Origin of the sequence: Serratia ficaria (assembly GCF_900187015.1) — a bacterium.
In the GTDB taxonomy this organism is placed as follows: Bacteria; Pseudomonadota; Gammaproteobacteria; order Enterobacterales; family Enterobacteriaceae; genus Serratia; species Serratia ficaria.
Genome location: NZ_LT906479.1, coordinates 129,749 through 152,335 on the forward strand (window position 1 = coordinate 129,749; position 22,587 = coordinate 152,335).

Genomic DNA, 22,587 nt, shown 5'->3' on the forward strand with positions numbered 1-22,587 from the left:
CGGTGAGCGCGATGCTGCAACGCCTGTCGCTGAGCATGCTGCTGCTGTGCGCCTTCGGCGCGGCGGCGGCCTGCGAGTGGCCGGGCTGGCAAGAGTACAAGCAGTTTTATATCAGCGAACAGGGGCGGGTGATCGATCCGAGCAGCCCCAATAAAATCACCACCTCGGAAGGCCAGAGCTACGGCCTGTTTTTCGCGCTGGTGGCCAACGATCGGCCGACCTTCGATCGGCTGTTGAGCTGGACGGAGAACAACCTGGCGGCGGGCGATCTCAGCGCCCGTTTGCCCGCCTGGCTATGGGGCGAGGCCGACGACAAGCAGTGGAAGGTGCTGGACGCCAACTCGGCGTCGGACGCCGATCTGTGGATCGCCTATAACCTGCTCGAGGCCGGCCGCCTGTGGCAGAGCCGGCGTTACCAAACGCTGGGCACCCTGCTGCTGCAGCGCATCGGCCGCGAGGAAGTGGCCGATATTCCGGGGCTGGGGCTGATGCTGCTGCCGGGCAAGGTGGGGTTTGCGGCGGAAGATCGCTGGCGGTTGAACCCAAGCTACCTGCCGCCGCAGCTGCTGGCGCGCTTCGCCGCGCTGAACGGCCCGTGGCGGGCGATGCGCCAGACCAATCAGCGGCTGTGGCTGGAAACCGCGCCGCACGGCTTCTCGCCGGACTGGGCGGTATGGCAGGTCGGCAAAGGCTGGCAGCCGGATACCGTCAAACCCAACGTCGGCAGCTATGACGCCATTCGGGTTTATCTGTGGGCCGGCATGCTGGCGGACGACGATGACCACAAGGCGGCGCTGCTCAAACGGTTCCAACCGATGGCGCAGCTGACCGCGCAGCGGGGCGTTCCGCCGGAAAAAACCGATACCGCCAGCGGCAAAACCACCGGCGATGGCCCGGTGGGCTTCGCCGCCTCGATGCTGCCGATGCTGGCCGCGCAGCCCGAGGCGCTGGCGGCGCAGCGCCAACGCATCAGCGATCGCCCGCCGGGCGACGACGCCTATTTCAGCGCCTCGCTGACGCTGTTCGGTCAGGGATGGGATCAACAACGTTATCGTTTTAATCGTCAGGGTGAACTTCAACCCTCCTGGGACGGCCAATGCGCAACTTCAAAATAACCTGGCTGGGTTTGATCCCATTGAGTCTGGCGATGCTGCCGCAGGCGCGCGCCGCGGAGGCCGTAGCGCCGGAGCAGTGGCTGCTGGAGCAGGTGCGCATTGGCGAGGCCGGCAATAAGGAAGAGCTGGTGCGCCAGTCGCTGTACCGGCTCGAAATGATGGATCCGAACAACCCCGAGGTGATCGCCGCGCGCATGCGGCTGGCGTTGCGCCAGGGCAATCAGGCGCTGGCGCAGCAGCAGCTGGACAAGCTGAAGCGCCTCGCGCCGCAGTCCGGCGCCTACCGTCAGGCGGAAATGAACATGCTGCTGACCCAGCCGGAGACCCGCCAGAAACTGCAGCAGGCGCGGCTGATGGCCACCGCCGGGCGCTTGCCGGAGGCGAAGGCGCAGTACGATGCGCTGTTCCGCGGCGAGCCGCCGACGCTCGACCTGGCGGTGGAGTACTGGCGGCTGGTGGCGCGTCTGCCGGGGCAAGAGGCGAAGGCGCTGAAACAGCTGCAGGCGCTGGACCAACAGTATTCCGGCAACGTGGCGCTGCGCATGTCGCTGGCGCGCATGTTGTTCAGCCAGGATCGCGATGCGCAGGCCTATGACCTGCTGCAAAAAATCGCCGCCGATCCGGCCGGACGCGGCGACGCCGCCGACCTGTGGCTGGATAAGGTCAAGGCGATGCCGGTCAGCCCGCAAAGCGTGGCGGCGCTCAACCGTTTTCTCGGCGTGTTCTATACCGGCGATCGGGCGACCGACGCCCGCGAAGAGCTGGCCCGGCAGCAGAAGCTGTTGGCCGATCCGGCCTATCAGGCGCGGGTGCGCGGGCTGGCGCAGGTGGACAAGGGCGGCAGCCGGGCGGCGATCCCGGCGCTGAAAAAAGCGCTGGCGGCCGCGCCGAACGACGGCGAAGTGCTGGGGGCGCTGGGGCAGGCCTATTCGCGGGCCGGCAATCGCCCGCAGGCGCTGAAGCTGTATCGTCAGGCGCTGGAGGCCGACAAGGACGGTTACAGCAGCGGCAAATGGCGCAGCCTGATCAAGAGCACCGGCTACTGGCTGGCGATCGACGAAGGCGACAAGGCGCTGCAGGCCGGCAATCTGGCGCTGGCGCGCCAGAAGTACCAGCAGGCGCGGCAGATTGACGGCACCGACGGCGACGCCTTGATTGGCCTGGGCGACGTGGCGGTGGCGAGCAACGACGACGCGGCGGCGGAAGGTTTCTATCGGCAGGCGCTGCGGCGCGATCCCGGCAACGGCAGCGCGCTGCGCGGGCTGGTGAATATTTATCAGCGTCAGTCGCCGGAGAAGGCGCTGGCCTATCTCAACGGCCTGCCGCGCAGTCAGCAAAACAAGCTGCGCAGCACCCTCGACGGCCTGCAGCTCGATATGCTCAAGCGACAGGCGGAGGCGTTGGCGGAACAACGGCAGTGGCACCAGGCGGCGGAAAAGTACCGCCGCGCCCAGCAGAGGGATCCCGACGATGTCTGGCTGACCTACCGTTACGCCCAGACTTTGCGCCAGGCCGGGCAGCCGCAGCAGGCGGACGCGCTGTTCCGCCGGCTGGCGCAGCGGCAGCGCGCCAATCCCCAGCAGGCCTATGCCTACGCGCTCTATCTCTCCGGCAGCGACCGCGACCCGCAGGCGCTGGCGCAGTTGCATACGCTGCCCGCCGCGCAGTGGAACGACAATATGCGCGAGCTGGCGCAGCGGCTGAAAATGCAGGCGACGCTCGAGCACGCCGAACGGCTGCGCGCCGCGGGCGATGAGCCGGCGGCGGTGGCCTATCTGCGGCGGCAGCCGGCGGATACCCGCATCGATCTGCTGCTGGCCGACTGGGCGCTGGCGCGCGGAGAATATGCGGCGGCGCTGGCCGACTACCAGCGGGTGCGGCAGCGCGAACCGAACAACCCCGACGCGCGCCTGGGCGAAGTTGAAGCTTATGTGGCGCAGGGGCGCCTGAGCGAGGCGCGCCGGCGGCTGCAAACCGAGCCGCCGCAACAGGCGCGGACGATCAACACGGAACGGCGGGTCGCCAACGCCTGGAGCGCCGTCGGCGAGCCGCAGCGGGCGAGCGCCATCTTCCAGCGTTTGAAAACCGCGGCGGCACGGGAACCCGCCGGCCAGGCGAAGGCGCTGGTGTATCGCGACGCCGCCCGGCTGGAACGCGACCGGCGGCAACCGGCGCCGGCGCAGCAGGATTACCGCCAGGCGATGGTGGCCAGCGGCATTACGCCGAGCCTGCCGCAGGATAATGACGGCTATACCTACCTGACGCGCAACCACCCGGGCGATGACTGGCTGAAGCGGGGCATTCGATCGGATGCGGCGGATTTGTATCGCCAGCAGGACGTAAACGTCACGCTCGATCACGACTATTGGCGCTCCAGCGGCAGCGGCGGCATCTCCGATTACCATGCGCACGACACCATGCTGCAGGTGGATATGCCGCTGTACGACGGACGGGCGTTTTTCCGCACCGACACCGTGCGGCTGGACGCCGGCAGTTTTTCCGACGACGGCAGCGGCAGATACTACGAAACCTTCGGCACCTGCGACACCCGGGGCTGCAGCGGCGATGAGCAGCAGAAAACCACCGGCACCAGCGTGGCGGCGGGCTGGAAAAACGATCGCTGGGCCGGGGATATCGGCACCACGCCGATGGGGTTCGAGGTGGTCGACTGGACCGGCGGCCTGGCTTACAGCGGCGACTGGCGCCATATCGGCTGGACGCTGGCGGCTTCGCGGCGGCCGATCTCCAGCTCGCTGCTGGCGTTCGGCGGCGCGAAAGACCCGAATACCGGCACCACCTGGGGCGGGGTGCGCGCCACCGGCGTCAGCCTGAGCGGCAGCTACGATCGCGGTGAGGCGCACGGCGTCTGGGCCGACCTCAGCGCGCACCGGATCACCGGTAAAAACGTGGCGGATAACCAGCGCGAACGCTTGATGGCCGGGTATTACTACAAGCTGATCAACGAAGACAACCGCCGCGTGACCGTCGGTCTGAATAGCATGTTGTGGCACTATCAGAAGGATTTGAGCGGCTATTCCCTGGGCCAGGGCGGTTATTACAGCCCGCAGCAATACATGTCGCTGTCGCTGCCGGTCAACTATCGCCAGCGCACCGAGAACTGGTCGTGGGAGCTGGGCGGTTCGGTTTCGCTTTCCCATTCGAAAACCGACAGCCAGCGCCGCTACCCGCTGCAGGGGCTGATCCCCGATTCGCTGCCCGACAAGTTTGCGGTCGAGGACGGCGGTTCCTCCACCGGCGTCGGTTACACCCTGCGGGCGATCGTCGAGCGGCGTCTCGGGGCGCACTGGACGCTCGGCGCCGGCATCGACATCCAGCAGGCGAAAGACTATACGCCGAGCCACGCGTTGATTTATCTGCGTTATTCTCTGGCCGGCTGGCAGGGGGATCTCGATCTGCCGCCGCAGCCGCTGACCCCTTACGCAGACTTCAAGTAACCGTAATCGGCAAGATTCGGAGTGTCGGACACAGGGTAGTTTTGCTACCCTGTGTTTATTCCCATTAGGAAAAGACTGAAACCCGCGGTTTTCTTGGTTCTGCCAGCGGTATGGCAAGATAAAAACACCAGACGATCGAGTATACTCAGACCGGTCCGAGGGGGAGGGTATTATTCAGCCCCCTTTTTTATTTCAGCCCGATTTCACGGAGAGCAGGTTTGCGGGTCAGGCGTTCATTAACGATTAAACAGATGGCGACGGTGTCCGGCGTGGCGCTGGTGACTATCTGCATATTTATCGTGATTCAGTTATTCCATTTTGTGCAGCAGCGCAGGGATGACTACGCCCAGCAACTGGAAAATATCGCTCATTCGGTGCGGCAGCCGCTGGCGGAAGCCGTATTGCGCATGGACGTGCCGGAAACCAAAAGGGTGCTGAATCAACTGCTGCCGGTGGGGATCCTCACCCGCGCGGATATCGTGCTGCCCAACGAGTTTCAGGCGCTGCACGCCAATTTCCCGCCGGAACGCCCGGTGCCGACGCCGATCGCCCGGCTGTTCGAGCTGCCGATCCAGATTTCCGTCCCGCTCTATTCGCTGGAACGGGTGCCGGCCAATCCGCAGCCGCTGGCTTATCTGGTGCTGCAGGCCGATTCGTTCCGCATGTACCAGTTTATCCTCAGCATGCTGTCGACCATGCTCTCGACCTACCTGCTGCTGGCGCTGATCCTGTCGATATCCATCACCTGGTGCATGAACCGGCTGATGGTGCATCCGCTGCGCGCGATAGCCAAAGAGCTGGAAGACATTTCGCAGGAGGAGGCGCCCTATCATCAGCTGAGGCTGCCGGCGCTGCATCAGGACGACGAGCTCGGCCTGCTGGTGCGCAACTACAACCGCAATCAGCAGACGCTGGCCAAGGCCCATGCCGACATGAGCCGCCTCAGCACCCGCCACCCGGTGACCGACCTACCGAACCAGGCGCTGTTCACCGCCCTGCTGGAGCAGCATATCGCCTCCAGCCTGCGGCCGGAGCGCTTCAACCTGCTGGTGGTGGGCATCGAGACGCTGCATGAGGCCTCCGGCGTGCTCAGCCCGGCGATGCGCGAAACCTTGCTGCTGGCGCTGGCGAAAAAATTGCGCGGCTGCGTCGATGAAAACGGCGTGCTGGCGCAGCTGAGCAACACCGAGTTCGCCATTCTGGCCAAAGGGGTCGAGCGTCCCTTCCACGCCATGCAGCTGGCGCGGCGCATCATGGCGGAGATCAACGCGCCGTTGAGCCTGGAAGGGTTGGCGCTGCGGCCGAACGCCAGCGTCGGCATCGCCCACTATCTGCATCAGGAACAGAGCGCCGAGCAGCTGCTGCGCAGCGCCACCTCGGCGATGATGTCCGCGCATCGCGAAGGCAAGAATCAGATCCGGTTTTTTGAACCCAGCCTGACGGAAAGAACCCAGAAGCGGCTGACGCAGGAAAGCGAGATCCTGCACGCCATCGAGCAGCGTCACTTCACGCTGTTCCTGCAGCCGCAGCTGGACATGGCGTCCGGCGCGGTGATCGGCGCCGAGGCGCTGCTGCGCTGGCAGCAGTATGACGGCAGCTTCACCCTGCCGGCAGACGTTATCCCCCTGGCGGAAGAGCTGGGGGTGATAGTGCCGCTCGGCAACTGGGTGCTTGAGGAATCCTGCCGCATTCTGGCGGACTGGCAGCGGCAGGGCATCCAGCTGCCGTTGGCGGTCAATATCTCCGGCATCCAGATGCAGCACGAGGGCTTTGTGCCGCACCTGAAGAGCATCCTGGCGCAGTATCGGATCGATCCGCGCAAGCTGCTGCTGGAGATTACCGAAACGGTACGCATCGACGATCTCGATCGGGCGCTGACCTTGCTGCGCGAACTGCACGGCCTGGGGCTGTCGATCGCCCTGGATGATTTCGGCATGGGCTATTCCAGCCTGGAATACCTGAACCGGCTGAAATCCTTGCCGATCGATCTGATTAAAATCGATAAAAGCTTTATTCAGGGATTGCCGAACGATGACGCCATGGCGCGCATCGTCAGCGCCATCTCCGAAGTGCTCAACCTGCCGGTCATGGCCGAGGGCGTCGAAAATGCCGCGCAGCGCGACTGGCTGCTGGAACATGGCATCCGCAGCGGCCAGGGGTTCCTGTTTGCGCGCCCGCTGCCGCGCGAGGCGTTTGAAGCCCAGTTCTGCCGCGCTGCGGATTGAGTGGCCGCGCTGCGGCCGCGTTCAAAAAATCGCGCGCATCCCCTACCTCTTTGGCGTTAGTGCAAACAAAGGCTTACGAAATTCTCAGCCTTGCATCCCGACTGACGCGTTTCAGCTCTTAAAATCACATCAACCTCGCTGTCGGGGTGCAACAAATTATTTCCATGTTGTTATGTGGGTGTTATTTTCCGCGCAAGCGATGAACAGGCGGTGCCGCCTGGTGCGTGTCTCCCCCATAGGATGTCCATATGAAAATAACTATCTTTAAAAGCCTCTATTTTCAGGTACTGACGGCGATTACGCTGGGTATCCTGCTTGGTCACTTCTACCCTGACATCGGCGCCCAGATGAAACCGCTGGGCGATGGCTTCGTCAAACTGATCAAGATGATTATCGCCCCGGTGATCTTCTGCACCGTGGTGACCGGCATCGCCGGCATGGAAAGCATGAAAGCGGTGGGGCGCACCGGCGCCATCGCGCTGCTGTATTTTGAAATCGTCAGCACCATTGCGCTGATCATCGGCCTGGTGATCGTCAACCTGATGCAGCCGGGGGCCGGCATGAACGTCGATCCCGGCACGCTGGACGCCAAGGCGGTGGCGGTTTATGCCGAGCAGGCGCAGCAGCAGGGCATCATTCCGTTCCTGCTGGACATCATCCCCGGCAGCGTGATCGGCGCGTTCGCCAGCGGCAACATTCTGCAGGTGCTGCTGTTTGCGGTGCTGTTCGGTTTCGCCCTGCATCGCCTGGGGGAGAAAGGGCAGCTGATCTTCAACGTGATCGACAGCTTCTCGCGGGTGATTTTCGGCATCATCAACATGATCATGCGCCTGGCGCCGCTGGGCGCCTTCGGCGCCATGGCGTTCACCATCGGCAAATACGGCGTCGGCACCCTGGTGCAGCTCGGCCAGCTGATCCTGTGCTTCTACATCACCTGCATCCTGTTCGTGGTGGTGGTGCTGGGGTCGATAGCCCGCGCCAACGGCTTCAGCATCTTCAAGTTCGTCAATTACATCAAGGAAGAGCTGCTGATCGTGCTCGGCACCTCGTCCTCCGAATCCGCGCTGCCGCGCATGCTGGACAAGATGGAGAGGCTGGGCTGCAAGAAATCGGTGGTGGGGCTGGTGATCCCGACCGGCTATTCGTTCAACCTCGACGGCACATCGATTTACCTGACCATGGCGGCGGTGTTTATCGCCCAGGCCACCAACACCCATATGGACATCATGCACCAGATTACCCTGCTGGTGGTGCTGCTGCTGTCTTCCAAAGGCGCGGCCGGGGTGACCGGCAGCGGCTTTATCGTGCTGGCCGCCACCATTTCCGCCGTAGGGCATTTGCCGCTGGCGGGCCTGGCGCTGATTTTAGGCATCGATCGGTTTATGTCGGAGGCGCGCGCGCTGACCAACCTGGTGGGCAACGGCGTGGCCACCGTGGTGGTGGCGAAGTGGTGTAACCAGCTGGATGAAAAGCAGCTGAAGGATACGCTGAACAACAAAAAAGCCGGCGCCGACAAAACGCTGCCTTCCGCCTGATCCTCCCCTGAATCACCGGCTGCTGCGGCGGCCGGTGACGTTTTATTCCCCCGCGTAACGAATTCTTGCATTAAAAATCCTGCTATCCATTATTTTTCACTCCGATGAGTGACATCCGCAAAGGCGCGCGGTCTAACAGGATGGTACACTTTCTGCTTTCCGCCCCACTGTGAAACTCAGGGCGTATTTTTATGATTCCATTGAATGGAATATCCGTATTTGCATAAAGAAATTGGATAGTAATTAAGTAGGGGTTCACATGCAGGGCACCAGAATTCATCTTATAGTTGGTGGGCTGCTATTGGCTGCAGCCAACGGCAGCGTGCAGGCTGAAGCACTACAACCCGATCCCGCCTGGCAGCAGGGCAAACTGGACAACGGGTTTGCATGGCAGATCCTGGATACGCCCCAGCGGCCGAGCGATCGCGTCGAACTGCGGCTGATGGTCAATACCGGCTCCCTGGTGGAGTCTTCCCAACAGATCGGCTTCGCCCATCTGTTGCCGCGCCTGGCGCTGGCGCGCAGCGAAAGCTTTACCGCGCCGCAGCTTCGTTCGCTGTGGCAGCAGAGCGTGGACAATGATCGGCCGCTGCCGCCGGCCATCAGCTCTTACGACTTCACCCTCTACAACCTCAGCCTGCCGAACAACCGCCCCGATCTGCTGAAAGAAGCGCTGGCGTGGCTGTCCGACACCACCGGCAGGCTGGCGATCGACGAGCATACGGTGCATGCGGTGATGAATTCCAGCGTGGATCCGATCGGCACCTTCCCGCCAAACCCGCAAGACGCCTGGTGGCGCTACCGCCTGAAGGGCTCGACCTTGCTGGCGCACGATCCCGCGCAGCCGGTGAAACGGCCGGTCAATATCGATCAGCTGAAAAAATTCTACCAGCAGTGGTACACCCCGGACGCCATGACGCTGTACGTGGTCGGCAAGGTCGACAGCCGCAGCCTCGGTGAGCAGATCGGCAAAGCCTTCTCGCCGCTGAAAGGCAAGCGCGAGACCCCGGCCACCATGCCGACGCTGACGCCGTTGCCGCCGCAGCCGGTGAGCCTGCTCAGCGAGCAGGTGAAGCAGGACACGCTGTCGATCATGTGGGATGCGCCCTGGCACCCGATCCGCGACTCGCAGAGCCTGAGCCGTTACTGGCGCAGCGATCTGGCGCGCGAAGCGCTGTTCTGGCACCTCCAGCAAACCCTGGAAAAGAGCGATCAGAAGAACCTGCATTTGGGCTTTGACTGCCGGGTGCAATATCAGCGCGCGCAGTGCGCCATTCACCTGGATACGCCGAATAACAACCTGAACGGCAGCCTGGGCTTTATCGCCCGCGAATTGGTCAACGTCCGCGACAACGGGCTGTCGCAGGAAGAGTTCGACGGCCTGCTGGCGCAGAAAAACGATCAGCTGAGCAAGCTGTTCGCCACCTATGCGCGCACCGATACCGACGTGCTGATGAGCCAGCGCCTGCGTTCCCAGCAGAGCGGGGTGGTGGATATCGCGCCCGAGCAGTACCAGAAGCTGCGCCAGGAGTTCCTGTCCGGCCTGACGCTGGAATCGCTGAATCAGGAGCTGAAGCTGCAGCTTTCTCAGGACGCGACCCTGGTGCTGATGCAGCCGAAAGGCGAGCCGGAAATGAGCATGAAGCAGCTGCAGGAAACCTACAACGGCATCATGTCGCCGGCGCCCGCCGTGGTGACGGAAGAGGCCAGGCCGGCCGACGCCGGCACGCAGTAGCCTTGAGGGGGCTGCGGCCCCCTCAATTGCGGTACAGTACCTTGATGATGTGGTAACCGAACTGGGTTTTGACCGGGCCGTAGGGTTTCAGCAGCGGAATGCTGAATACCGCCTTGTCGAAGGCGGCCACCATGGTGCCCTTGTTGAATTCACCCAATGAGCCGCCGTTGCGTTTCGACGGGCAGCTCGAGTATTTGCGCGCCAGCGTATCGAAGCTGACGCCGCGCTTTAGCTTGGCCAGCAGTTCGTTGGCCAGCTTTTCATTATCCACCAGTATGTGCAGGGCGCACGCCGTCTTTGCCATGGTATTGCCTTTATCAATGCGAAATTGCGCCGATTATACCCGTTAAATCTCGGCGGCGCTTTCTGCTACAATCCCCATCCACGTTATAAAGTCGAGCAATAAAGCGCCATGCGATTAAACCCCAGCCAACAACAAGCCGTCGAATTCGTTACCGGGCCCTGCCTGGTGCTGGCCGGTGCAGGTTCCGGCAAGACGCGCGTCATCACCAACAAGATTGCCCACCTGATCCACCATTGCGGTTATCAGGCGCGGCACATCGCCGCCGTGACCTTTACCAACAAGGCCGCGCGCGAGATGAAAGAGCGTGTGGCGCAAACCATGGGGCGCAAAGAGGCGCGCGGGCTGATGATTTCCACCTTCCATACCCTGGGGCTGGAGATCATCAAGCGGGAGTATGCGGCGCTGGAGATGAAGTCCAACTTCTCGCTGTTCGACGATCAGGATCAGCTGGCGCTGCTGAAAGAGCTGACCGAGAAATGGCTGGAAAGCGACAAAACGCTGGTGGCGCAGCTTATTTCCACCATTTCCAACTGGAAAAACGACCTGGTCGATCCCAAACGGGCGATGGAGCTGGCGCGCTCCGAACGCGACAAGCTGTTCGCCCACTGCTACGGCCTGTACCACGCCCATATGCGGGCCTGCAACGTGCTGGACTTCGACGATTTAATCCTGCTGCCGACCCTGCTGCTGCAGCGCAATGAAGAGGTGCGCGAACGCTGGCAAAACCGCATTCGTTACCTGCTGGTGGACGAATATCAGGATACCAACACCAGCCAGTATGAGCTGGTGAAGCTGTTGGTGGGCAACCGCGCGCGCTTTACCGTGGTGGGCGACGATGACCAGTCTATCTACTCCTGGCGCGGCGCGCGGCCGCAGAACCTGGTGCTGCTGAAAGAGGATTTCCCGGCGCTGCAGGTGATCAAGCTGGAGCAGAACTATCGCTCCAGCGAGCGCATCCTGAAAGCGGCCAATATCCTGATCGCCAATAACCCGCACGTATTTGAAAAGCGGCTGTTTTCCGAGCTCGGCTACGGCGAAGAGCTGAAGGTGGTCACCGCCAATAACGAAGACCACGAGGCCGAACGGGTGGTCGGCGAACTGATCGCCCATCACTTCGTGAAGAAGACTAATTACAGCGATTACGCGATCCTCTACCGCGGCAACCACCAGTCGCGGCTGTTTGAAAAGATGCTGATGCAGAACCGCATCCCGTACAAAATTTCCGGCGGCACCTCGTTCTTCTCACGGCCGGAGATCAAGGATCTGTTGGCCTATCTGCGGGTGCTGACCAACGCGGACGACGACAGCGCCTTCCTGCGCATCGTCAATACGCCCAAGCGCGAGATCGGGCCGGCGACGCTGCAGAAACTGGGCGAATGGGCCAATCAGCGCAACAAGAGCCTGTTCCGCGCCAGCTTCGATCTGGGCCTCGGCCAGCACCTCACCGGCCGCGGGCTGGAGTCGCTGCAGCGCTTTACCCACTGGCTGGACGGCATCGCGCAGCTGGCCGAACGCGAGCCGGTGGCGGCGGTGCGCGATTTGATCCGCGGCGTCGATTACGAAAGCTGGCTGTTTGAAACCTCCCCCAGCCCGAAAGCCGCGGAAATGCGCATGAAAAACGTCAACACGCTGTTTGGCTGGATGACGGAGATGCTGGAGGGCAGCGAGCTGGATGAGCCGATGACGCTGACCCAGGTGGTCACGCGCTTCACCCTGCGCGATATGATGGAGCGAGGCGAAAGCGAAGAAGAGCTGGACCAGGTGCAGCTGATGACGCTGCACGCCTCCAAGGGTCTGGAATTCCCCTATGTGTTCCTGGTGGGGATGGAGGAAGGATTATTGCCGCATCAGAGCAGCATCGATGAGGACAACGTCGACGAAGAGCGGCGCCTGGCCTATGTGGGGATCACCCGCGCCCAGAAAGAGCTGATTTTCACCCTGTGCCGGGAACGCCGCCAGTATGGCGAACTGGTGCGGCCGGAGCCGAGCCGTTTCCTGCTGGAGCTGCCGCAGGACGACCTGGCCTGGGAAAGCGAGCGCAAGGTGGTCAGCCCGCAGGAACGGATGCAGAAGGGCCAGAGCCATCTGGCCAATATTCGCGCCCAGCTGGCCAAGGCCAAAGGCGAAGGGTAAAACAAAGGGCGCGGTTTGCGCCCTTGTCATATCAACGTTGTTCTTCCAGCTGCAGCGGCCAGTGGGCATAGCTTTGCCAATGGCTTTCCTGCTCCAGCGCCTCGGCGCGCAGCGGATGCTGCTCCAGCCAGCCCGGCGGCAGGATCACCGTCAGTTCATCGTCCTTGTTCGCGCGCAGCCGCACCGCCGGCAGCGTGTCGTCGCGGCGGCGGCTGGCGAAGATGATGGCCAGACGCAGGATGCGGCATAAACGCTGCGCCATGCGCGGCGGCAGGGCGTTTTGCTGGCTCAGCAGCGGCAGGTCGAGGGTGTTGCTCTGGTTTTGCAGCAGGGTGGCCAGCAATTTTTTCTGCGCCGGGGTGAAACCGGGCAGATCCTGATGGCGGATCAGGTAGGCGGCGTGTTGCGGCGCCTGTTTGAAATCGACGCTGAGGCCGAGTTCGTGGATCAGGCAGGCGTTGTGCAGCAGTTCGCGACATCGCGTATCCAGCTGCCATTCGCCGGCGACCTGTTGCGAGAAATTGGCGGCCAGCTGGCCGACGCGTTCGGCCTGCTCGGTATCGAGCAGGTAGCGGCGCTGCAGGTTGCGGATGGTGCGATTGCGAATATCCTGCTCCACCGGCAAATGCAGCATGCCGTACACCAGCCCTTCGCGCAACGCGCCGCCGGCCAGCATCATGCTTTCAATGCCCAGCTCCTGGAATATCGCCAGCAGAATGGACAATCCGCTGGGGAATACCAGCGCGCGCTCCAGCGTCAGGCCCTCAATTTCCAATTCTTCCAGCTTGCCGCACTGAATGGCGCGCTGTTTCAGCTGACGCAGCTTGGCCAGGGTAATGCGTTCATCCATGCCCTGCGCCACCATGATTTCCTGCAGCGCCTGCACGGTGCCGGAAGCGCCGACGCAGATTTGCCAGCCGTGCTGGCGCAGCTGCGGCGCGATCGGCCGCACCATGTCGCGCGCGGCCTGTTCGGCGCGCTCGAAGTTTTCCTGCCCGAGATTGCGATCGCTGAAGAAGCGTTCCAGCCAGGTGACGCAGCCCATCGACAGGCTGTACAGCTGGGCCGCCTGAGCGCCGGTACCGGTGACCAGCTCGGTGCTGCCGCCGCCGATATCGACCACCAGACGTTGGTCCGGCCCGCCGGTGGTGTGCGCGACGCCATGATAAATCAGGCGCGCCTCTTCCTCGCCGCTGATCACCTGGATCGGGCAGCCGAGGATTTGCTCGGCGGTCTGCAGGAACGCCTCGGCATTGCAGGCCAGGCGCAGGGTGGCGGTGGCCACTACGCGGATTTGTTCCCGGGGAATATCCTGCAGGCGTTCGGAGAACAGCTTAAGGCACTGCCAGCCGCGCTGCATGGCGTCATGCGACAGGTGATTGTTCTGATCCAGCCCGGCGGCCAGGCGCACTTTGCGCTTGATGCGTGCCAGGGTCTGAATGCTGCCGGCCACCTCGCGCACCACCAGCATGTGAAAGCTGTTGGAGCCGAGATCGATGGCGGCATAGAGCGTGCTGGAACTGAGCATGTTATCCCCTTTGCCTTTCAAGCCGCATCGTGGTTGGCCGCATTCGCCGCCCTCCGCCGCTTACCGGGGTAAGTGACGGAGGGCTTGCGTGCTTGGCGCCGGGATGCGGCGGGTACTTCATTGGCGCATCAGCCCGAGCGTTTACGGTTGCTGCGCGGCGCGCCGCCGCGGCGTGGCGCGGAGTTGCGGCGTGGGCCGTTGCCGCCGCGCGGACGCGACAGGCGTTTCGGCGCAGGCAGGCCGGTCAGCAATGCATCGCTGTTGTACTTGCTCACCGGAATGCTGTGGCCGGTGTAGGTCTCGATCGCCGGCAGGTTGAGCGCGTACTCTTCGCAGGCCAGGCTGATGGAGTGGCCGCTTTCACCCGCGCGGCCGGTACGGCCGATGCGGTGCACGTAGTCTTCGCAGTCGTCAGGCAGATCGTAGTTGAACACGTGGGTGACCAACGGGATGTGCAGGCCGCGCGCGGCGACGTCGGTGGCGACCAGAATGTCGAGGTTGCCCTTGGTGAAGTCGTCGAGAATGCGCAGGCGTTTTTTCTGCGCCACGTCGCCGGTCAGCAGGCCGACGCGGTGACCGTCGGCGGCCAGGTGGCCCCAAATGTCTTCACAGCGGTGCTTGGTGTTGGCGAAGACGATGGCGCGATCCGGCCATTCTTCTTCGATCAGCGTCTGCAGCAGGCGCATTTTTTCTTCGTTGGACGGGTAGAACAGCTCTTCTTTAATGCGGTGGCCGGTTTTCTGTTCCGGTTCCACTTCAACATATTCGGCGTTGTTCATCTGCTCGAAGGCCAGTTCGCGAACGCGATAGGACAGGGTGGCAGAGAACAGCATGTTCAGGCGTTGGTCGACCGCGGGCATGCGGCGGAACAGCCAGCGGATGTCTTTGATAAAGCCCAGATCGTACATGCGATCGGCTTCATCCAGCACCACGACCTGGATGGCGCCCAGATCGATGTAGTTTTGCTTGGCGTAGTCGATTAAGCGACCGGTGGTGCCGATCAGGATATCCACGCCGCTTTCCAGCACTTTCAGCTGCTTGTCGTAGCCGTCGCCGCCGTAAGCCAGGCCCAGCTTCAGGCCGGTGGACTGGGACAGGGGTTCCGCATCGGAGTGGATCTGCACCGCCAGTTCACGCGTTGGCGCCATGATCAAGGCGCGCGGCTGGTTGGTCTGGCGATCCTGTTTCGCCGGGTGGTTAAGCAAATAGTGAAAAGTAGACGCCAAAAATGCCAGCGTCTTTCCGGTACCGGTTTGCGCCTGACCTGCAACGTCACGCCCGGAGAGCGTGAGCGGCAATGCTAACGCCTGGATAGGCGTGCAATGGTGAAACCCTTTTTTCTCAAGGGCTTCAAGGACTAACGGGTGCAGGGCGAAGTCGGAAAACTTCTGTTCGGTCAAGTGTGTTTTGCTCATAGTGTGGTAGAATATCAGCTAACTATTGCTTTACGAAAGCACATCCGTTGAAATAAACGCGGTGAAATAAAATCACCTTGAGTTGGTTAATGCTACACCAACAAGGTAGACATAATCCTGTGGAGTAGAACATGAGCGATAAAATTATTCACCTGACTGACGGCAGCTTCGACACCGACGTGCTGAAAGCTGAAGGGCCAATCCTGGTCGATTTCTGGGCTGAATGGTGTGGACCGTGCAAGATGATTGCTCCGATTCTGGACGAGATTGCCGAAGAATTCGCAGGCAAACTGACCATCACCAAGCTGAACATCGATCAAAACCCGGCGACCGCTCCCAAGTACGGTATCCGCGGTATCCCTACGCTGTTGCTGTTCAAGAACGGTGAAGTGGCCGCGACCAAGGTGGGCGCGTTGTCCAAAGGTCAGCTCAAAGATTTCCTGAACGCGAATCTGTAATCGGGCGGGAAGCCCAAGCAGCGGCGTCTGGCGGCGATGTTCAATTCACCGCTAGACGCCTGCCAAGAAGCGTGTTAAGTTTAACCACACTGCATATAGAACTTGCCCGAAGTTTTAAATCTAAAGAGTTTGAATCTAAGCTTTACTCTGTGTTGAACCGCTGGCGTTGCAAGTAAATTGAACTCAACCCGCGTTTTAGCAATCAAACGGTTTTGCAAAATCAATTTTAAGGTACCTTCGATCTTAAACCGTCAATGCGCACGCCCGATGTAAGCCATTTCTTACCGCGACGGCTCAGCGCCCGGTGATCGAACGTCCAGTAAACAGGCACGTATCACGCTGCCATACCATTCACGATACAAGTTCGAGACATACCCCGAGTTTAAGAACCCACCACTATGAATCTTACCGAATTAAAGAATACGCCGGTTTCTGAGCTGATTACTCTCGGCGAAAATATGGGGCTGGAAAACCTTGCCCGCATGCGCAAGCAGGACATCATCTTCTCCATTCTGAAGCAGCATGCGAAAAGCGGAGAAGACATCTTCGGCGACGGCGTGCTCGAGATATTGCAGGATGGATTTGGTTTCCTCCGTTCCGGAGACAGTTCCTACCTCGCCGGCCCCGACGACATCTATGTATCCCCTAGCCAAATCCGCCGTTTCAACCTCCGTACAGGTGACACCATTTCCGGTAAGATTCGACCGCCAAAAGAAGGCGAGCGCTATTTTGCCCTGTTGAAAGTTAACGAAGTTAACTATGACAAACCGGAAAACGCCCGCAGCAAGATCCTGTTCGAGAACTTGACCCCGCTGCACGCCAATTCCCGTCTGCGCATGGAGCGCGGCAACGGCTCTACCGAAGACCTGACGGCGCGCGTGCTGGATCTGGCATCGCCGATCGGTCGCGGCCAGCGTGGCCTGATCGTCGCGCCGCCGAAAGCCGGTAAAACCATGCTGCTGCAGAACATCGCGCAGAGCATCGCCTACAACCACCCAGACTGCGTGCTGATGGTGCTGCTGATCGACGAACGTCCGGAAGAAGTTACCGAGATGCAGCGTCTGGTGAAAGGCGAAGTGATCGCCTCGACCTTCGACGAACCGGCTTCCCGTCACGTGCAGGTAGCGGAAATGGTCATCGAGAAGGCCAAGCGCCTGGTTGAGCACAAAAAAGACGTGATCATCCTGCTCGACTCCATCACCCGTCTGGCGCGCGCCTACAACACCGTGGTGCCGGCCTCGGGCAAGGTGCTGACCGGCGGTGTGGACGCCAACGCCCTGCACCGTCCGAAGCGTTTCTTCGGCGCGGCGCGTAACGTTGAAGAAGGCGGCAGCCTGACCATCATCGCTACCGCGCTGGTGGATACCGGGTCGAAAATGGACGAGGTTATCTACGAAGAATTTAAAGGTACCGGCAACATGGAATTGCACCTGGCGCGTAAAATCGCCGAGAAGCGCGTATTCCCTGCCATCGATTACAATCGCTCCGGTACCCGTAAAGAAGAGTTGCTCACCACCTCTGAAGAACTGCAAAAAATGTGGATCCTGCGCAAAATCATTCATCCGATGGGTGAGATCGACGCGATGGAGTTCCTCATTAATAAGTTGGCGATGACTAAAACCAACGATGAATTCTTCGATATGATGAAACGCTCATAATTCAGTAAAAAATTCGCAGAACGCCACGCCTAGCCGTGGCGTTTTTCGCTTCTGGCAGATACGATAAGTAGCAGTAATGGAAAAGTAAGTTGTTTCTGCGACTTATTGGGAATTCATCTTGTTTGCGGTCGGCCTTTGCCGTTCGCATCTTGTCGCTGCCGATTTAGCCGGCAACAACGGAAATGAGAATGAATCACTGTTGTCATAGGAAATGACTGAAAGGTAGCGGGGGCCCATGGCGCAAGCTGTCGCCCATGTTAAGCTGCCTTATCTTCTACAGAGATCTGTTAACTGTGAACTTACTCACTATGAGTACTGAAATTCTATTTGTTTTCCTGTTTTCCTTGGCTTTTCTCTTTGTTGCCCGTAAAGCAGCAAAACGTATTGGTCTGGTTGATAAACCTAATTACCGCAAACGTCACCAGGGGCTGATTCCCTTGGTCGGCGGTATTTCCGTTTATGCCGGGCTGTGCTTCGCTTTCCTGATCTCTGAACAAACCATCGCGCACGGCAAACTTTATCTCACCTGCGCGGGGATTTTAGTGTTTGTCGGCGCTCTGGACGACCGCTTCGACATCAGCGTCAAGATCCGCGCGCTGGTACAGGCGCTGGTCGGCATTGCGATGATGGCGTTCGCCGGGCTTTACCTGCGCAGCTTCGGCCACGTGCTGGGCGATTGGGAAATGCTGCTGGGGCCGTTCGGCTACCTGGTGACGCTGTTTGCGGTATGGGCGGCAATCAACGCCTTCAACATGGTGGACGGCATCGACGGCCTGCTGGGCGGTCTGTCGTGCGTGTCCTTCGGCGCGTTGGGCATTCTGCTGTATCTGAGCGGCCATTCCGAGCTGGCGTTCTGGTGCTTTGCGATGATCGCCACCATAGTTCCCTATATCCTGCTTAATCTCGGTATCCTCGGCCGCCGCTATAAGGTCTTTATGGGGGACGCCGGCAGCACGCTGATCGGCTTTACCGCCATCTGGCTGCTGTTGCAGAGCTCGCAGGGGAAGGTTCACTCGATCAACCCGGTGACCGCCCTGTGGATTATCGCCATTCCGCTGATGGACATGATTGCTATCATGTATCGTCGTTTACGCAAGGGGATGAGCCCCTTCTCCCCCGATCGTCAACATATTCACCACCTGATCATGCGCGCCGGCTTTACGCCGCGGCAGGCGTTTGTCCTGATTACCCTGGCGGCGGCGCTGCTGGCGGCCATTGGCGTCATTGGCGAGCGGCTGACCTTTATTCCTGAATGGGTGATGTTGGCATTATTTTTGCTTGCTTTCTTCCTGTACGGTTATTGCATCAAGCGCGCCTGGCGCGTCGCCCGTTACATTAAGCGTATCAAGCGCCGCCTGCGGCGTTCGACCGACAATAAGCAAGTATCTTAACCAGAGGCTTTTGGGCAGTGATGAATCCAGAAACAACGTCTGACAAGAATACCCCGGCGGTGGATAACGAACTCGATATCCGCGGCCTGTTCCGTACCCTGTGGCGCGGCAAGCCCTGGATTATCGGCATTGCGGTGCTGTTCGCCGCGGTGGCGCTTGTCGTGTCCTATCTGGTCAAGCAGGAGTGGAGCGCGGCCGCGATTACCGACAGGCCGACGGTCAATGCGCTGGGCGGTTATTATTCGCAGCAGCAGTTCCTGCGCAATCTGGACGTGCGGACCCTGCCGGCGGTCGCCAGCGAGCAGCCGGGCATCGCCGACGAAGCCTATAATGAATTCATCATGCAGCTGGCGGCTTACGATACGCGTCGTGATTTTTGGCTGCAGAGCGATTATTACCGGCAGCGCCAGGAAGGGGATGCCCGCGCCGATGCGGCCATGCTCGACGAGCTGATCAACAATATTCAATTTACCCCGCGCGACGACAAAAAGGCGCCAAACGACGGCGTAAGGCTGACGGCCGAAACGGCGGCGGACGCCAACCGTCTGCTGCGCCAGTATGTCGCCTTCGCCAGCCACCGCGCGGCCCTGCATTTGAACGAAGAGATCCAGGGGGCCTGGGCGGCCCGGACCACCTCGATGAAGGCGCAGGTCAAGCGTCAGGAAGCGGTAGCGGAAGCGGTCTACAAGCGTGAGCTCAATACCATCCAGCAGGCGCTGAAAATCGCCGAAACCCAGGGCATCAGCCGCACGCAAACCGACACGCCGGCGGAGCAGCTGCCGGACTCCGACTTGTTCCTGCTGGGCAAGCCGATGCTGCAGGCGCGCCTGGAAGGCCTGCAGGCCTCCGGCCCGACCTACGACCTGGATTACGATCAGAACCGCGCGATGCTGGCGACGCTGAACGTTGGCCCGACGCTGGACGAGAAGTTTCAGACTTACCGCTATTTGCGCACGCCGGAAGAACCGGTAAAACGCGACAGCCCACGACGGGTATTTTGGCTGATTCTGTGGGGCGCGATGGGCGCTTTGGTTGGCGCAGGCATTGCCCTGGCGCGTCGGCCGCGTAATTAAAAATAATATAATAATTCGCTGATGGGCGCGTAAGCGCCCAATTCGCAGGTACGCCTGCGGTTAACCGACCAAAAGAGATTCGCTGTGAAAGTGTTGACTGTTTTCGGCACCAGACCTGAAGCCATCAAAATGGCGCCGCTGGTACATGCCCTGGCTCAGGATGAAGCCTTTGAATCAAGAGTCTGCGTAACGGCGCAGCATCGGGAGATGCTGGATCAGGTATTACGGCTATTTGAAATCGTGCCGGATTACGATCTGAACATCATGAAGCCCGGGCAGGGCTTGAGTGAGATCACCTGCCGCATTCTGGAAGGGTTGAAAGGCGTACTGGAAGAGTTCAAACCGGACGTGGTGTTAGTGCACGGTGATACCACCACCACGCTGGCGACCAGCCTGGCGGCGTTCTATCAACGCATTCCGGTCGGGCACGTGGAGGCGGGGCTGCGCACCGGCGATCTTTACTCGCCGTGGCCGGAAGAGGCCAACCGCAAACTGACCGGCCATCTGGCGATGTATCACTTCGCGCCGACGGAAAACTCGCGCCAGAACCTGCTGCGTGAGCTGCTGCCGGACGATCATATCTTCGTGACCGGCAATACGGTGATCGACGCGCTGTTCTGGGTGCGCGATCGGGTGATGGGCGATGCCGAATTGCGTGCGAGCCTGGCGCAGCGCTACCCGTTCCTCGATGCCAACAAGAAGCTGATCCTGGTAACCGGCCACCGTCGCGAAAGCTTTGGCGGCGGGTTTGAACGCATTTGCAGCGCGCTGGCGGAGATCGCCCGCAACCATCCGGATGTGCAGGTGGTGTATCCGGTGCACCTTAACCCGAACGTCAGCGAGCCGGTCAACCGCATCCTGAAAGGCATCGACAACATCATGTTGATCGACCCACAGGATTACTTGCCGTTCGTCTATCTGATGGCCAACGCTTATATGATCCTGACCGACTCCGGCGGCATTCAGGAAGAGGCGCCGTCGCTGGGCAAGCCGGTGCTGGTGATGCGCGACACCACCGAACGTCCGGAAGCGGTCGATGCGGGCACGGTACGCCTGGTGGGCACCGACGTGACTAAAATCGTCGATGAGGTGACCCGGCTGCTGACCGACAAGAATGAATACCATGCGATGAGCCGGGCGCATAACCCCTACGGTGATGGCAATGCCTGCCAGCGTATCCTCGAAGCTTTAAAGAATCATCAGGTGACACTATGAGTTTTAACACTATTTCGGTTATCGGCCTGGGTTATATCGGTCTGCCAACGGCGGCGGCGTTTGCTTCCCGCAAGAAAAAAGTGGTGGGCGTAGATGTTAACCAACATGCGGTCGACACCATCAATCGCGGCGCGATCCATATCGTTGAGCCGGATCTGGATAAAGTGGTGAAGGATGCGGTCGACGGCGGTTATCTGCAGGCGGTGAGCCAACCCCTGCCGGCGGATGCGTTTCTGATCGCGGTGCCGACGCCGTTCAAAGGCGACCATGAACCGGATCTGGCCTATGTCGAGGCGGCGGCCAAATCACTGGCGCCGGTGCTGAAGCGCGGCGATCTGGTGATCCTCGAGTCTACCTCGCCGGTGGGCGCCACCGAACAGATGGCGGAATGGCTGGCGCAAGCGCGCAGCGATCTCAGCTTCCCGCAGCAGGCCGGCGAAGCGGCCGATGTGAATATCGCCTACTGCCCGGAGCGCGTACTGCCTGGCCAGGTGATGGTTGAACTGATCCAGAACGACCGGGTGATCGGCGGCATGACGCCGAGATGCTCCGAGCGCGCCAGCGCGCTGTACAAGATTTTCCTCGAAGGCGAGTGCGTGATCACCAACTCCCGCACCGCAGAGATGTGCAAGCTGACGGAAAACAGCTTCCGCGACGTGAACATCGCCTTTGCCAATGAGCTGTCGTTGATTTGCGCCGATCAGGGCATCAACGTCTGGGAACTCATCCGCCTGGCGAATCGCCATCCGCGGGTCAATATCCTGCAGCCGGGCCCTGGCGTCGGCGGCCACTGCATCGCCGTCGATCCCTGGTTTATCGTGGCGCAGAATCCGCAGCAGGCGCGCCTGATCCACACCGCGCGGCTGGTGAATGACGGCAAACCGCTGTGGGTGGTCGATCGCGTCAAGGCGGCGGTGGCGGACTGCCTGGCGGCTACCGACAAGCGCGCGTCTGAAGTGAAGATCGCCTGCTTCGGCCTGGCGTTCAAGCCGAATATCGACGATCTGCGCGAAAGCCCGGCGGTGGAAGTCGCTCACCTGATCGCCGACTGGCACGTTGGGGAGACGCTGGCGGTTGAGCCGAATGTTGAGCAACTGCCGAAAACGCTGGCCGGGCAGGTGACGCTGAAAAGCATCGCCGATGCGCTGCGGCAGGCGGACGTGATCGTGATGCTGGTCGATCACCAGCAGTTCAAGGCCATTCGGCCGGAAGAGATAAAACAAACCTGGGTGGTGGACACCAAGGGCGTTTGGCGCTGATTTCAGCCCATTGCGCGAGCGGCGCAAGGCGTTATCGAGAGGCGCCTGCTGCCGCGATATTCGGTCCGATGGCGACGCCGGGGATTAA

Annotated in this window: 15 protein-coding genes; 12 read left to right on the plus strand and 3 right to left on the minus strand. The window is 60.9% G+C overall.

Going from position 1 to position 22,587, the window contains the following annotated elements; genetic code table 11:
• Nucleotides 1-2: 2 nt before the first annotated feature.
• From bcsZ to CKW09_RS00595, 5 genes are all read left to right on the plus strand, one after another.
• On the plus strand, nucleotides 3-1,115 hold the full coding sequence (gene bcsZ / locus CKW09_RS00575) for a cellulose synthase complex periplasmic endoglucanase BcsZ (RefSeq protein WP_061797973.1): 1,113 nt from the start codon (nucleotides 3-5) through the stop codon (nucleotides 1,113-1,115).
• Nucleotides 1,097-4,570, plus strand: a complete 3,474-nt coding sequence (bcsC, locus tag CKW09_RS00580; protein ID WP_095094975.1) for a cellulose synthase complex outer membrane protein BcsC — start codon at nucleotides 1,097-1,099, stop codon at nucleotides 4,568-4,570. Before bcsZ ends, bcsC begins: the two co-directional genes overlap by 19 nt.
• Before the next feature lie 218 nt (nucleotides 4,571-4,788).
• Complete coding sequence (gene hmsP / locus CKW09_RS00585; RefSeq protein WP_207205556.1) at nucleotides 4,789-6,795, plus strand: biofilm formation regulator HmsP; 2,007 nt, start codon at nucleotides 4,789-4,791, stop codon at nucleotides 6,793-6,795.
• A gap of 248 nt (nucleotides 6,796-7,043) precedes the next feature.
• Nucleotides 7,044-8,330: a dicarboxylate/amino acid:cation symporter gene (locus CKW09_RS00590; RefSeq protein ID WP_095094981.1), complete on the plus strand. Its 1,287-nt coding sequence runs from the start codon at nucleotides 7,044-7,046 to the stop codon at nucleotides 8,328-8,330.
• Nucleotides 8,331-8,589: 259 nt separating this feature from the next.
• The gene (locus tag CKW09_RS00595; protein WP_061797943.1) at nucleotides 8,590-10,065 is read left to right on the plus strand and encodes a M16 family metallopeptidase; all 1,476 of its coding nucleotides are present in this window, start codon (nucleotides 8,590-8,592) and stop codon (nucleotides 10,063-10,065) included.
• A 22-nt stretch (nucleotides 10,066-10,087) separates the two neighbouring features.
• Here CKW09_RS00595 and ppiC read toward each other — a convergent pair whose 3' ends face one another.
• Entirely contained in the window at nucleotides 10,088-10,369 is a 282-nt protein-coding gene (ppiC, locus tag CKW09_RS00600) for a peptidylprolyl isomerase PpiC (protein WP_037401326.1), read from the minus strand.
• A 108-nt stretch (nucleotides 10,370-10,477) separates the two neighbouring features.
• Between ppiC and rep the strand changes: the two genes are divergently transcribed.
• Nucleotides 10,478-12,502: a DNA helicase Rep gene (gene rep / locus CKW09_RS00605; RefSeq protein WP_061797944.1), complete on the plus strand. Its 2,025-nt coding sequence runs from the start codon at nucleotides 10,478-10,480 to the stop codon at nucleotides 12,500-12,502.
• Nucleotides 12,503-12,533: 31 nt separating this feature from the next.
• On the opposite strand, the gene ppx is transcribed toward rep, so the two are convergent.
• Together ppx and rhlB are read right to left on the minus strand one after the other, a co-directional pair.
• Nucleotides 12,534-14,030, minus strand: a complete 1,497-nt coding sequence (gene ppx, locus CKW09_RS00610) for an exopolyphosphatase (protein WP_095099945.1) — start codon at nucleotides 14,028-14,030, stop codon at nucleotides 12,534-12,536.
• A 128-nt stretch (nucleotides 14,031-14,158) separates the two neighbouring features.
• Nucleotides 14,159-15,445, minus strand: coding sequence for an ATP-dependent RNA helicase RhlB (gene rhlB / locus CKW09_RS00615; protein ID WP_095094984.1), 1,287 nt, complete (start codon nucleotides 15,443-15,445; stop codon nucleotides 14,159-14,161).
• 131 nt (nucleotides 15,446-15,576) lie between these two features.
• Here rhlB and trxA point away from each other — a divergent pair, with 131 nt between their 5' ends.
• The 6 genes from trxA (at nucleotide 15,577) to wecC (ending at nucleotide 22,499) form a co-directional block, all read left to right on the plus strand.
• Entirely contained in the window at nucleotides 15,577-15,903 is a 327-nt protein-coding gene (gene trxA / locus CKW09_RS00620) for a thioredoxin TrxA (RefSeq protein ID WP_061797947.1), read from the plus strand.
• A 398-nt stretch (nucleotides 15,904-16,301) separates the two neighbouring features.
• The gene (gene rho, locus CKW09_RS00625; RefSeq protein ID WP_037422810.1) at nucleotides 16,302-17,561 is read left to right on the plus strand and encodes a transcription termination factor Rho; all 1,260 of its coding nucleotides are present in this window, start codon (nucleotides 16,302-16,304) and stop codon (nucleotides 17,559-17,561) included.
• A gap of 293 nt (nucleotides 17,562-17,854) precedes the next feature.
• Nucleotides 17,855-18,952: a UDP-N-acetylglucosamine--undecaprenyl-phosphate N-acetylglucosaminephosphotransferase gene (wecA, locus tag CKW09_RS00630; RefSeq protein ID WP_095099948.1), complete on the plus strand. Its 1,098-nt coding sequence runs from the start codon at nucleotides 17,855-17,857 to the stop codon at nucleotides 18,950-18,952.
• A gap of 20 nt (nucleotides 18,953-18,972) precedes the next feature.
• Complete coding sequence (gene wzzE, locus CKW09_RS00635; RefSeq protein WP_061797949.1) at nucleotides 18,973-20,025, plus strand: ECA polysaccharide chain length modulation protein; 1,053 nt, start codon at nucleotides 18,973-18,975, stop codon at nucleotides 20,023-20,025.
• 84 nt (nucleotides 20,026-20,109) lie between these two features.
• Nucleotides 20,110-21,240, plus strand: coding sequence for a non-hydrolyzing UDP-N-acetylglucosamine 2-epimerase (gene wecB / locus CKW09_RS00640; RefSeq protein ID WP_061797950.1), 1,131 nt, complete (start codon nucleotides 20,110-20,112; stop codon nucleotides 21,238-21,240).
• The gene (gene wecC / locus CKW09_RS00645; protein WP_061797951.1) at nucleotides 21,237-22,499 is read left to right on the plus strand and encodes a UDP-N-acetyl-D-mannosamine dehydrogenase; all 1,263 of its coding nucleotides are present in this window, start codon (nucleotides 21,237-21,239) and stop codon (nucleotides 22,497-22,499) included. The genes wecB and wecC overlap by 4 nt, the downstream gene beginning before the upstream one ends.
• Nucleotides 22,500-22,587 lie beyond the last annotated feature (88 nt).